12 protein-coding genes and 1 pseudogene are annotated in these 13,749 nt (G+C 34.4%); 10 read left to right on the top strand and 3 right to left on the bottom strand.

Annotated features, from left to right (window positions below; genetic code table 11):
• Positions 1-168 precede the first annotated feature (168 nt).
• A complete protein-coding gene (locus tag ACTYBU_RS16885; protein WP_445491513.1) occupies positions 169-687 on the bottom strand; it encodes a DJ-1/PfpI family protein in 519 nt (172 codons plus the stop codon).
• A gap of 143 nt (positions 688-830) precedes the next feature.
• Here ACTYBU_RS16885 and ACTYBU_RS16880 point away from each other — a divergent pair.
• The 9 genes and pseudogenes from ACTYBU_RS16880 to ACTYBU_RS16840 all read left to right on the top strand — a co-directional run bounded on the left by ACTYBU_RS16880 (position 831) and on the right by ACTYBU_RS16840 (position 10,024).
• A pseudogene (locus tag ACTYBU_RS16880) lies at positions 831-1,195 on the top strand (winged helix-turn-helix transcriptional regulator).
• Positions 1,196-1,419: 224 nt separating this feature from the next.
• Positions 1,420-1,857: a Tn7-like element transposition protein TnsE gene (locus ACTYBU_RS16875; protein WP_445491624.1), complete on the top strand. Its 438-nt coding sequence runs from the start codon at positions 1,420-1,422 to the stop codon at positions 1,855-1,857.
• Positions 1,858-2,710: 853 nt separating this feature from the next.
• Complete coding sequence (locus ACTYBU_RS16870; protein WP_443480456.1) at positions 2,711-3,286, top strand: TetR/AcrR family transcriptional regulator; 576 nt, start codon at positions 2,711-2,713, stop codon at positions 3,284-3,286.
• A gap of 171 nt (positions 3,287-3,457) precedes the next feature.
• Entirely contained in the window at positions 3,458-4,207 is a 750-nt protein-coding gene (locus ACTYBU_RS16865; RefSeq protein WP_443480457.1) for an SDR family NAD(P)-dependent oxidoreductase, read from the top strand.
• Between the two features lie 342 nt (positions 4,208-4,549).
• Positions 4,550-5,398, top strand: a complete 849-nt coding sequence (locus ACTYBU_RS16860) for an alpha/beta fold hydrolase (RefSeq protein ID WP_445491512.1) — start codon at positions 4,550-4,552, stop codon at positions 5,396-5,398.
• Between the two features lie 33 nt (positions 5,399-5,431).
• Entirely contained in the window at positions 5,432-6,493 is a 1,062-nt protein-coding gene (locus ACTYBU_RS16855) for an alkene reductase (RefSeq protein WP_443480459.1), read from the top strand.
• A gap of 158 nt (positions 6,494-6,651) precedes the next feature.
• Entirely contained in the window at positions 6,652-7,653 is a 1,002-nt protein-coding gene (locus tag ACTYBU_RS16850) for an NADP-dependent oxidoreductase (protein ID WP_445491511.1), read from the top strand.
• Positions 7,654-7,677: 24 nt separating this feature from the next.
• Entirely contained in the window at positions 7,678-8,520 is an 843-nt protein-coding gene (locus ACTYBU_RS16845; RefSeq protein ID WP_445491509.1) for an alpha/beta fold hydrolase, read from the top strand.
• Between the two features lie 1,060 nt (positions 8,521-9,580).
• The gene (locus ACTYBU_RS16840) at positions 9,581-10,024 is read left to right on the top strand and encodes a JAB domain-containing protein (RefSeq protein ID WP_445491507.1); all 444 of its coding nucleotides are present in this window, start codon (positions 9,581-9,583) and stop codon (positions 10,022-10,024) included.
• A gap of 456 nt (positions 10,025-10,480) precedes the next feature.
• Here the strand turns inward: ACTYBU_RS16840 and ACTYBU_RS16835 are convergent, their stop codons facing one another.
• A complete protein-coding gene (locus ACTYBU_RS16835) occupies positions 10,481-11,677 on the bottom strand; it encodes an MFS transporter (protein ID WP_445491505.1) in 1,197 nt (398 codons plus the stop codon).
• A 94-nt stretch (positions 11,678-11,771) separates the two neighbouring features.
• On the bottom strand, positions 11,772-12,935 hold the full coding sequence (locus ACTYBU_RS16830; RefSeq protein WP_445491504.1) for an aminotransferase-like domain-containing protein: 1,164 nt from the start codon (positions 12,933-12,935) through the stop codon (positions 11,772-11,774).
• Between the two features lie 324 nt (positions 12,936-13,259).
• Between ACTYBU_RS16830 and ACTYBU_RS16825 the strand changes: the two genes are divergently transcribed.
• A complete protein-coding gene (locus ACTYBU_RS16825) occupies positions 13,260-13,730 on the top strand; it encodes an Lrp/AsnC family transcriptional regulator (protein WP_445491502.1) in 471 nt (156 codons plus the stop codon).
• Positions 13,731-13,749: the final 19 nt, after the last annotated feature.

Genomic DNA, 13,749 nt, shown 5'->3' with positions numbered 1-13,749 from the left:
AAGAGCTATTTAATGGAGTAAAAGGTTTTATACCACTTTTTTTATAAAGTAACCATCGTTATCTAGAAGACGAAAACGTTGATATATCATATTATGAAAAGAAGCCATCCGGAATAAATTCCGAAGGGCTTCCTATTCAAATAAGTTTTTCGCATTAATATTTAAGAATTAACTTAATGCTTTAACCAGGCTCTTTCCGAATTCTTTCGCACCATCTGGTCCATCGCCTGTAATAATATCATCATGTGATACGACATGTTGCTCAACGTATTCTACGTTATGAGCTTTTAATTCGTTCTTTTGTACGTCAACGGGGTAGCATGTTGCTTTTCGGCCAGTAAGTAAACCTGTTTTAACTACAGTTACAGCTCCGGCACAAATTCCTGTTACAAGAACATTTTGTTCATGCGCTTGTTTCAAGTAGCTTAGTAATTCTTGATTTCCCCATAAATGATCGTTCGTACCAGAACCTCCAATGACAGCAAGAGCATCATAATCAGTAGCTGTAACCTCAGAGAAGATTACTTCAACATTTGTCTTTCCTTGATAGTCTCCTGTAATTTCACCTTTTTTGGTGCTTGCAATGGTTACTTTGACCCCTGCATTTTCTAATGCTTCTTTAGGTTGAAATAATTCATCTTCATTAAATCGTTCTGGTGGTATAATTAATAATACTTTTTTACTCATATATGTTTGCCTCCTAAAATAGAAAAAGATTTGTATTTAAGAACTAACTTCATTCTACCGATGGTTTTCTATATTGTGAAGAATGCACTTTTTTGTGCGGAGGTTACCAAACGGTTACTATTAAAAGAAAAGGAGTTAACCCCATGTCGGATATATTAAGAGAAGAGATTAAAAAGAGAATATTAAATCATGATTATCATTGTGAAAAAGAACTTACTTTATCAATTATTAGCGGAAAATGGAAAGTGGTTATTCTGTGGCATTTAGGTGTAGAAGGACCACATCGCTTTAGCGAACTTCAAAGACTTTTCCCCGGAATATCTCATAAGGTTTACGTGAGCTGATAGAAGATGGAATCGTTCATAGAGAAGTTTTTCCAGAAATTCCTCCGAAAGTAGAATATTCAATGACTGAATTAGGGATGACGTTATTACCAATCGTTGAGATGATGTATGAATGGGGCAAAAAACGAATAGCTCAAATTAAAAACAAGAAAATATTTATTTAGAAGAAGAAAAACTAGGTAGTTTCCATATACTTATGTTAATAAGACAGAAAAAGAAATAAGTTTTATCTTGTTCAATTCGTGCGCGATTGTTTATGAACGAAGGTAGAAAATGATCAAACTTTTTTATAAAACCGAAACTTAAATATGCTAGAGAAGAATCCATTTTGATCAATCTTTTTTCAAAGTGGATTCTTCTTGTTCACCGCAAAATACGGGGTTGTGAGGTGTTTTTGATCAAACTTTATTTAAAAGCAACAATAGTAGAAAATTACCCAGAAGTGCAGTCTGTTCATATTCAAATTAACCATTTATCAACGTGTGATGGTAAGAGGAAGTTCAGTTATTTAGATGATGGTATAACAAATCGGCAATATGCTATTACAACAATTAACTTATTTGATGGCATGGAGTATAGGGTACTGGAAATTGAAAGAGAAACACGATCATTATCAATGCTAATACTATCTTCAATATTAACTATTAACTGGAATCATGTAACTGAAGAATTGCTACTTAATTTAGTGAATAGCAGTGGTGTCTGGGAGAAAGAGTGGCTAGGTAAATTAGAACAGCAAGGAATATTAGTGAAAAAAGCGAAACATAGCAAAAAAGATTATAAGCACAGAGCAAAGTTATTATTGGAAAAATTGTTAAAATACTAGGGGTTAATAAAGTTACAATTAAAAATGGTACTGTCAATATTTTTGTGTAAATGACTTTTCAACCTGTTTAGATAGAATGTCACCTTTGGTATAATAATAACTGTGCTCGAAGGATTGATTTTATTTATTGGTAGGGCTAGCCCTGCCAATAAACAAAATTTAAGATTCGAGTTCTTCAAACATCGTTACTAATGCTGCATGTGCCTTGTTAAACATATACAAATATTGAAAAGGACTGCTCATAACTGGGTAGTCTTTTATTATTTTTGAAAGGTTCTTATTCCACTAACGGGAGCTTTGATTCAAGAAGGATTCGCGGGTTTCTTCTGGAACTATCAGGGCAGGTTTGTTGAATAAGGATTTAAACTATTCTTTCAAATTAAAAAAATAAAAAGGTTTATTGTTCACATGTTATAGAATGAATTATTAAACCGTAATATAGAATTTAACATTATGCACTTTTATCTCGCCTAATGTTAAAAAAAATCCAAAACTTTTTCTTTACCAATCGTTCTCGAAATGATACTATAGATTTGTAAGGTTATTAGCTAATTTTTGTCATAATGAGAATGTTCATTCTAAAAACATCACTTAGCACTATCTTAAGTTTACAGAAACATATTGAAAATTCTTTTTTAAAGGAGCTGAAGCTGTTAAAACGTATGGTTCATACACACAATTGGTAAAATTGGTAGTAACTCTTTAAGCTGATATTTACTGTTCATTCTTAAAATGATATTATTGGCGAGGAACGAGAAAATCAATATTCTTCACCTTGTTGAATGATGGATATCTTTGAAGTTATCATTAAGATTTTCTGGTTACTCTAAGATTACTCAAAGGAAATGATAGTATGGCTAGAAATAAAGAATTTGATGAAAATGAAGTATTACGAAAAGCTATGGAACTTTTTTGGATACAAGGCTATGAAAAAACCTCCATGCAAGATTTAGTGAAGTATATGGGTATCCATCGTCGTAGCTTATATGATACGTTTGGCGACAAACATACTTTGTTTATAAAAGCGTTGGATCATTATAATGAAATAATAAGAACTAGAATAGAGAATGAAGTAAACCAGCTGGAATCGGTAAAGGATGCTATCAGGCAATTATTTGAAATGGTAATTGTCAGGGATAAACAACAACTTATTGGATGTTTGACGGTAAATACGGCAGTTGAGTTGTCTTTACATGATGATCAAGCAGCAGAAAAGGTTGTGGAGAGTTTTTCTAAGACCGAATTACTGCTAAACAATCTAGTGTTGAGTGGTCAAAAATCTGGAGAAATATCTAGACATCATGATGCAAAAAAAATATCGGAATTTCTTCATAATTCCTTAGTAGGACTACGTGTTATGACCAAAACTACCGATGATATAGAAAAATTAAATAATATTATTGATATAACACTCTCTGTATTAGATTAATTTTTTTACCCTTTTAAGAACGTTCATTCCCGAAAAAGTTAGTAATCAATCTAGCTGAACTTCACTTGTCAGCTATCAAGCAAAGCTTGCCTTGATATTTATTCAAAAATTCAATAAAACAGAAAAAAACTAAATGATAATTCAAATTACTTTAATTTAAGGAGAGATAATATGAAATACACAGTTATTACAGGAGCAAGCTCAGGTATAGGATATGAGACAGCATTAGCATTTGCTGCTCGGGGGAAAAACTTAATTATAGTTGCTAGAAGATTAGATAAATTAGAGGAACTAAAATCCACAATTCATAATATAAATCCTGAATTAGATGTTATTATTTGCTCAATTGACTTATCTGTAACAGATCAGGCATATAACCTGTACAACAAATTAAAAGGGTATGAAATTGAGACTTGGATTAATAATGCTGGTCTTGGTGAATCCGCATTTGTAGCAGATCAAAATTTAAGCAAAGTTGAAACACTGTTACGGGTTAACATAGAATCTTTGACAATCCTTTCTACATTATTTGTTCGAGATTATGCAGAGAAAGAGGGAACTCAGTTAATTAACGTATCATCGGCACTCGGATATGCAATTGCTGTTGGGACTATAACTTATTCTGCATCTAAATATTATGTTAGTGCCTTCACTGAAGGTCTTGCAAAAGAACTAGAATTGAAAGGTGCAAAATTAAAAGCAAAAGTTATAGCACCAGCTATGACGGAAACAGAATTTGCTAAAAATGCAACTAATTTGGATAATTTCAATTACAAAGAAAATTTGCCTATGTACCACACAGCTAAGCAAGTAGCTGGATTTATGATGGAAATATATGATAGTAATGCGGTCGTAGGTATTGTAGACCAAAATTATGAATTTAAAATAAGAAATCAAATTTATCCAATAATTGGAGGTTAAGTTTTTAATACCCTTTAGATTCTAATATTTGGAAGGGTGTCTGACTGTTAACTTAGCCGTTGTTGCCCAAATAATCACAAATATATTTCAGCAGTACAGATAATCTTTTAGTTTAATCTACTAATAACAAGGACAGTATAAACTTGAAATCTCGAATGAACATAACCTTGGGTTTGCTCCCTTTATCTTCAAAACATCCTTGTAATAATCTGACCCTTTAAATGCTGTGTTAGCTTTCTTTCCACATGAATTTTTAGAATGTTCATTCTAAAAAAGGTATGTCATTCAGCTAATTTATATTAAAAAATTTAGAACTCAATGTTCGAAGGAGAAGCAACTTAAATGACAACATTTACCATGCCATCTCAATCAGAATTTATTGAAGTTGAAGGTACTAGTTATGCTTATAGAAGGTTTGGTGAAAAAACGGGAGTACTTGTCGTATTTCTAGTTCACTTTAGAGGAACGATGGAAAATTGGGATCCTAATATGGTTGGTCCAATAACGAAGGAACGTCCAGTTATCCTATTTGATAACAAAGGGGTTGGTGAGACGAATGGGCAAACACCTGCTACGATAGCTGAGATGGCACAAGATGCAGGGAAATTTATTAAAGCACTTGGTTTAAATCAAGTCGATATTCTCGGTTTTTCAATTGGTGGAATGGTTGCACAAGAATTGGCATTACAAGAAGGGAATTTAATTAGACGAATCATCATGGCAGGTACTGGACCAGAATCTGGAATTAATCCTGATATGGAAATATTTGAAAGGATGAATCGACACGGTGGGAATGCAGAGAATGCTTTAGATGACTTCATGTTTTTCTTCTACCGTTCAACTGAAACAAGTAAATCTGCTGGAATGGCATCTTTACAAAGAATTATCAATCAGAAAAAGGTTGAAAGTTCTGACCAAGTACAACATGCCCAATTAAAGGCTTTGGCAAAGTGGTCTCAACCAAAATCCAATAATGATTACAATTGGTTACAGAACATTAAACACCCTGTGCTTGTGACAAATGGTGATAACGATGTTATGGTTCCAACCAAAAATAGTTATATTTTAGCTGAGCGCTTACCAAAAGCACAACTCATTATATATCCTGATTCTGGTCACGGACACCTATTCCAATTTCCAGAACTATTTGCTGAGAACGTCAATTCGTTCCTGAATTCAACATCTCTATAAAAAATTGATAACGATTAAAAAGGAGGAAGTTATATGAGCAAGTTATTTGAATCAGTCAAAATTGGAAACATAGAGCTAAAAAACCGTTTAGGTATGGCACCAATGACAAGGAGTAGAGCACTGCCAGATGGCACACCTAGTGATTTGGCAGCAGAGTATTACGGCCAACGTGCATCTGTTGGTTTAATAATAAGTGAAGGCACTCAACCCTCAGATGATGGTCAGGGGTATTCTAATACACCTGGTATTTATACAGAATCACACATTGAGGGGTGGAAAAAGGTTACATCAAAAGTGCATAACGAAGGAGGAAGAATCTTTGTTCAACTTATGCATGTAGGCCGTGTATCACATCCTGACAATACGCCTCATCACCGTCAAGCTGTTGCGCCTTCTGCTATTGCGCCTAATACAGAAATATTTACAGCACAAGGGATGAAGGAGATTCCTACACCTAGAGCGTTGAGTGAAGGAGAAATAAAGGACGTTATAAATGAGTTTCGCTTAGCAGCACGAGCAGCGGTAGAAGCTGGTGCAGATGGGGTTGAAATCCACGGAGCAAATGGTTACATTATTCAACAGTTCTTAAGTGAAAATGCTAATCAACGTCAGGATGCGTACGGTGGAACGATTGAAAATCGCTCGCGATTTGCCATTGAAGTAGCAAAAGCAGTTGTTGATGAGATTGGTCCAGAACGAACAGGCATACGCTTCTCTCCTCAAGGAACACTAAATGGAATAGAAGAGGGAGAATCAAGTAGTGAAATGTACCGCTATTTAATCAGCGAGTTAGATAAGCTCAACCTTGCATATCTACACATCATGCACTTCGGAAACGAATCATTATTACAAGATATCCGTCAACTTTGGTCACAAGCACTTCTTATTAACCGAGCAGGACGTACTTTAGACCAACTTACTGTAGACTTGGATAATGAACTTGCGGACGTTATAACTGTAGGGACTTGGATGATAGCCAACCCAGATTTTGTCGAGCGATTGAAATTGGATGCCCCACTAAATACTCCGGATAGAAATACGATTTATGCAGGAGGAGCGGAAGGGTATACAGACTATCCGTTCTTAAAAGAATAAAACAGGCAAGGTTTAACAGTTAACGGAATCGACAAAACATTTTAGGTTAATAATGGTGCTTTAGGATACACAGACTAGACTATCAATGAATGAAATAAACGAATGATAAAAAACCATCAATGTAAGAATTGGTGGTTTTTTAGAAGGAGATTAAGAATATGAAAGCTGCTCAAATACAAAAATACTCGAAAAACATTGAAGCGCAGATTGTTGATATCCCTATACCAAGTATTAAAGATAATGAAATACTGGTAAAGGTAAAAGTTGCTGCAATAAATCCACTTGAAATATTAAATATTACAGGAAGTGTAAAATTAATACAAGACTATGATATGCCTCTTGTATTAGGAAATGAACTAACAGGGATTGTCGAAAAAGTGGGTAATCATGTATATGGTTTTAAGGTTGGAGATCCTATTTATACAAGACTCCCTATTGAAAAAATTGGGGCATTTGCAGAATATGTTGCAGTTGATGCTAAATCCATATGGCATTTGCCGAAAAATTTAGATTTCGTTACTGGAGCTGGTGCACCTTTAACTGGTTTGACGGCATATCAAGGCTTAATAGAAGAGTTAGAAGCAAAAAAGGGACAAACAGTGTTTATTCCAGGAGGATCAGGAAGTTTTGGCCAAATGGCTGTTCCTATAGCTAAAGCAATGGGATTAAAGGTTATTGTTTCTGGTAGTCCTTCCGCTAAAGAGAGAACGTTGAATGCTGGTGCAGATCAATATATTGATTATACAAAGGAAAATTATTGGGAAATACTAGACGAAGTTGATTTTGTAATCGATACTCTAGGTGCTGATGAATTCGAACGGGAGTTATCCATTATAAAACCAGGCGGTCGGTTACTAAGTCTTCGTACTGCACCAAATAAACAGTTTGCAATAGATCAAGGTCTTCCTAAATGGAAGCAAATTATTTTTGGAATAGTTGGCTCGAAATTTGATAAGAAAGCAAAGAAAAAAGGCGTTCAATATCGCTTCATTTTCGTAAGAGCTGATGGAAAACAATTAGAAAAAATTACAAAAATCATTGAAGAAAACAATATTGTTCCAGCTATTGACCCTACCAACTTTACAATTTATGACATTAATGATGCATTAAATTTAGTAGTAAAAGGAAAGACAAAAGGAAAAGTAGTTATTAAATTTTAAAGGAAAGTAGGAGTGGAAGTAGCAATGTCAATTCATTATTCTTACATTGACGCACCTAACTTATTCATTCAGCATCAGAATGGTAAACGGTATGCTTATAGAGAATTGGGAGAAAAAAAAGGAATCCCTATTATTTTATTGACACATCTTTCAGCTAATCTTGATAATTGGGATCCTAGGATTATCGATGGTCTTGCTAAAAGCCATTGGGTCATCGCATTTGATAACATAGGGGTAGGACTATCCAATGGTAAAGTACCAAATAACATCCCTCAAATGGCAAATGATGCAATCACATTTATTAAACTATTAGGATTTTTAAAGATTGATTTGATAGCTTTGTCAATGGGAGGAATGATTGCTCAAGAATTAATCTTAAAGGAACCAAGCTTAGTTAGAAAGCTGGTATTAGTTGGTACGGGACCTCGAGGAGGAAAAGGTATTTCCAATGTCATGCATATTACTCATCTTGATCTTGTCCGTGCAACTTTGACTTTCAAAGACGTCAAGACCTATCTTTTTTTTCCAAACACAGAGAATGGTAAGAAAAAGGCTAAAGAATTTCTAATTCAAATAAAAAAAAGGAAAAAACATCGAGATAAAACAATCAGTTTAAGAGCGTATAGAATGCAATTAGATGCAATCATTAAATGGGGAAAAGAGAAGCCTTCGGATCTATCCAAAATCGTTCAGCCAACACTAATAATAAACGGAAATCATGATCGCATGGTTCCAATAGAAAATTCATATGACTTGGCAAATAGAATCCCTGATAGTAAGTTGAAAATATTTGACCATGCAGGACATGGGTCCTTATTTCAATATCCAAAAGAGTTTGTCGAAATTGTAATAACATTCTTAAGTTGATAAAGTTTTATTATTTGGATTAGTTGGTGCTCGTGTGGATTTCTTAGTACGAAAATATTATAAAGGAATATCATTTTTTATTTGTGTAAAGTATTGGCAGCCAACTACAAAAAATCACAACACTTATTGAAAAAGAAAATATTAAGTCTTTTATAGACTCAATATATAAATTTACTGATATTATCGAAGCGTTAAAAAAGTATCTTCAGGACACTCACAAGGTAAAGTTATATTAGCTTTCGAATCTAGAATTTAAGTGAGCGGAAAAACTCTTTTTTACACATTAATATGCTTTCCTTACAAAGCAGTTGCCAATAAGGTAACTGTCTTTGTATGTGACAAACGCTTCAGCATTCCTTTAATAAAAGAACTACTACAAAAAGGTACTAATTTGTGAAGAAATGCACTTAAAGTAAAGGGGGCGTTTGTTGAATAAGATTGTTGATTTGAAATAAAGTTTAACCGTTTGTAAAAAAGTTTGATTAAAATACAATCTTTTTTTATGAGGATATTGATAAATCAAGGTTTCTATAACATTTTTGATCAAACTTTATTTTAAAATGCGTGTTCTAAAATATAGCTAACCTAAAGTTTTGATCAATCTTATTTATAAAGCTACAGTATGAAGAAAGAACGTTTTCATACAGAACGCTTTTTAAATTTTTCTGCCTTTTTGTCATACGAAATGAAAAAGCTATGTGCTAAACGGCTGCGGGCATCGAACCCTTGCCGTTTTTTCCGTTTGTTTTCCTTTTCTATCCTTCCTTCGTTCTCCTCATTGTAACAAGTTCGCTTATGACAGCGGGAAGGCCGGGCGTTTTGGGAAAGAAAGCGGAAAAGCCAAGTGGGCTAAACAAGCGTAACCTTGCCAACTACGCAATGGAACGCTTGCTAAGTTATTGGGCTTTTCTCGATTTCTAACGAAAAAGTCCAGAAAGAAGGAACTTTTCTGGACTTGTCCTACCCAAAACTGGCAAGCGTGCTTCTTCGTCAGCACGCCCTTGCCCCTGTTTGCGCGAATTGTAAATCCTCTCTCAAACGCAGAAAGGAGAGAGGAAACATGAAAAAAGTATATGAAGTAGTACGCATTAAACAAGTAATCAAGGAAGTGGAGGGGGAGCAAAAATATATCATACGATCTCCTCAAGATGCAGCCATCGTTGCCGCAAAGTTTATCGGAGATGAAGACAGAGAAGTATTTTTCGTGATGTGTCTTTCTACCAAAAATGAAGTGGTAGCGGTACACCGAGCGCATGTAGGAGGGTTGAATATTTCCTTAGTTATTCCAAGGGAAGTATTTAAAGCAGCCATTCTAAATAACAGTGCGTCCATCGTTGTGAGTCACCAGCATCCAAGTGGAGATGTAAATCCTTCTTTAGAAGATATCACCGTAACTACAAGATTAGTAGAATGCGGAAAGGTATTAGGAATAGAAGTATTAGATCACGTGATTGTAAACGCAAAAGCCGATTATTACAGCATGAAAGAGCATGGGCAAGTATAAGAGAGGGAGAGCAATCTCCCTTTTTTTTTCGTCGGAAATCTTTTGAGTTGTTACTGTTATTTGGTGTATGGCAAGAATCAGAAAGCAAGGAAACCTTTAATGTATTAAACCCTATTACTTCAAAGGAAAGATATGCATATTAAAAAAATCAGCAGATATTTTAAGAGGGAGAGTAGATGCTATAGCCCACTTAATAACAACGGAAATGGGAAAACCCGTTTCATAAAGTAACTCATTGCTGTAAGCTGACTCTTTGAGGAGTAAGATAGAGATATATGGGGAAATCTCACCTACACTTCGCTTAGAGATCCTATGAAATTCTATAAACAAAAAAATTGTAGAGAAATTAATAATTTCTCTACAATCTGATCCCTAGTTCTTAGACTAGGGCTTTTTATGGTTTTACTCCCAAAATAGAGGAGTAAAACAAATTTCAACTTATACAATCAGTTCGTATTATGGAGTCTTCTTTCCTGATTTAACAACGTATAACATATAAAGAAAAGCATATACGCCAGCTATTAAAGATAAAACGGATCCCCATTTATATACAGTTTGTCCACCATAAGCATACATCGCCCATCCACCAGCTAAATTTCCAATTACACCTGCGATTCCAGCAAATACGGCTGAAAACAAAGCCTGTCCTGTTGCCCTTAATTTTGCTGGAATGATTTCAGCCATGTATCTAACGGACGCAGATAGTAAAAGAGTAAAAGTGAAAGCCTGGAGTATTTGTAAAATTGCAATAATCTCAGGAGACTGAATAGAGAAATATAAAAACCATCTTAATGCATATAAAAAAGATGCAGCTACCAGAATCGGCAGCGGTTTGTATCGATCTAGTATTTTACCAAACGTTAAAAATACAAGCCCCTCCATCACTCCTGCAGTCATCCATGATAATCCAATGATCTGCTTAGATGCTCCCAATGAGGAGAGGTAAGTGGTTAATAAGCTTAAATTTAGCTGATGCGGAATAGAAACAATGAGAACAAATACTAAAAACATCAAAAATTTGCTATTTTTGAGTAAAATATAAAGGTCTTTTCGTTCAAATTTATTTCCTTTTTGTACAGGTTCAAATGTCTGATAAGCGAAAAAAAAGATCAGCGTCATTAAGAAGACATACACATAAATCAATTGGGATAGGTCGATGATGATAAGCAGATAACCTAACCCAATTGATGCAACCGCAAAACCAATGGACCCCCATGCCCTTATCGTACTATAACTCACCTTATGATAAACACTTATTTTAACGTTCATAGAATCATTCAATGGCATAATAGATGTAAAGAAAAACATAAGTAGAGCAATTAAGAAAAAGATTGGATAAAAACCATTTGCTATAAACACTCCTGTACATAACACCGTACTGCATGATGCCAACAATAGAATGGTTCGCCTTATGGAATTTATACGATCAGCTACAATCCCCCAAAAGGGCTGAGCAAAGATGGAAACCAGTGGGCCTACTGCCAATATAAATCCTATTTCCTTTGTGTTTAAACCACGTTCATGAAAATAAAGAGGGAGATAAGATAGAATAATGCAATAACTTGCCCAGAAAAAGAAGTTTTGCCCTCTTATGTAAATGAGAGATTTCTCGTTTGACTTCTGCAACTGACTTATAACATTAACTTCTGACATAGTTACACCGGACTTTCAATTAATTTTTCGGAACACTTCTCCATTCAAACGTTTTACCGTCTCTTTTTGAATGTTTACCTAGTTATATTCAAATTTAAAAATATTCGTTTAGTATTTTACCTAATGAGGCGATTCCTTCAACAATCTTTTCTTTAGACATATTCGAATAGCTGATTCTGCAATGATTAACTTCTCCTTTAACTGGAAAGAAGGCCTCACCAGGAACGTACGCTACTTTCGCCTCTGAAAGCAACCGTTCACGCATTAACATTCCAGCATCAATATTACTAGAGAAGGTCAGCCAAGTGAAAAGTCCTCCTTCAGGGTTTGTATAGGATACGGTGGAAGGAAGATATTCTTGAATGGCTTGTATCATCGTTTCTTTTTTCTCTTTATAAACCTCTCGAATGGACCAAATATGTTCATCAATATCGTATGTTTCCATAAATTTATCAGCCAGATACATATTAAGTGTACTGTTTTGAGTATCTGCAGCCATTTTTAATAGGCATAGCTTAGAAGCTATCTCTTTTTCTGCCACTACCCAACCCAAGCGCATACCAGGACATAGAATTTTTGAGAAGCTTCCTAGATAGATAACTCGTCCTTCTGTATCAAGGCTCTTAATCGGTGGAATAGCTTTGCCTTCAAAACGAATCTCTCTATATGGGCTATCTTCTAAAATCATCACATCATATCTATTAGCCAATTCAACTAAACGTTTTCGCCGCTCTAAACTCATTGTGACACCTGTTGGATTATGGAAATCTGGAACTGTGTAGATAAATTTGACTTTTGAATGAGTTTTTAAAGTTTCTTCTAACGCGTCCATATCCATGCCTTCTTCATCCATAGGCACTGTCTTGTATTCAGGCTCATAAGGATTAAAAGCAATAAGTGCTCCTAAGAAAGTAGGATTTTCTGTAACAATGACATCACCTTTATCAATAAACATTTTTGCAACTAAATCCAGTCCTTGTTGGGCACCTTGAATCATGAATAAATGATCTAATTCACAAGAAATCCCTGTATTCACCATACGTTGCACAAGCTTTTCTCTCAATGGCAGAAGGCCTTCGGATGTTGCATATTGAAGGGCTTTGGAAGCATTATCCTTCATAACATCCAAGAAAACTTCATTAAGTTTCTCAATGGGGAATACTTCTGGAGCAGGATACCCCCCACCGAATGAAATAATGTCAGGTTGAGCACCTAAAGCAAGCAGCTCCCTAATAGCTGATGGTTTTACTTTCTCCATACGACTAGCATATTTACAGTTCACTAGTTTTACCTCCAATTAAATATTAGTAAAAAGAATTGTTTAAGGCTATTAATGTTAATAAATTTCATATTAAAAGAATCATTTAAATAAATCTCTTTTACATTAGAACCAGAAACTTTTAGGTTAATTTATTTGTTTGTTAATTATTTTAACATGCTGTTTGACTAGGTTGTATATTATTCGATATAATCAAATAAATTCAAAATAAAATAAAGAAATAAAACTTTTATTCGAAATTAAATTCTTTTATACTCTTGAAGTGCAGCTTTTTTATGAATAATGTTAATTGGAGTGTTGTAAATGGAATCTATCGTAAGCAAAACTTTAGATAATATTGATATTCAAATTTTGAATTTACTACAAACACAAGCACAGTTAAGTAATATAGAGCTAGCAAAACGTGTCAATTTGTCTCCACCAGCTATACACTCAAGAATAAAACGTTTAGAAAAAGACGGTTTTATTAAAAGGCAAGTGGCCATTTTAGATCAAGAGAAACTAGGTTTTGATTTATCATGCTTTATTTTTATTAGCATGAATATACATCAGGGTGATAAATTTGAATTTTTAGAAAATTCAATAAAGGAAATGCCCGAGGTATTAGAATGTCATTGTTTAACAGGGGAGTATGATTACCTTTTAAAAATAGTCAGCAAAAATCGAAACGACTTGGAGGCATTTACCAGGAAATTATATAAACTCGGCATCACAAGGATTCAAACAAGCTTAGTTCTGAGAGAAATTAAAAATTCAACCGTTTTACCTATATAGAAAAAACCATTCGTTAGTA

The organism is Niallia sp. 03133 (assembly GCF_052663225.1).
Note: the sequence above shows the minus strand (reverse complement) of the source record. Positions and strands in the feature narration are given on the sequence as shown.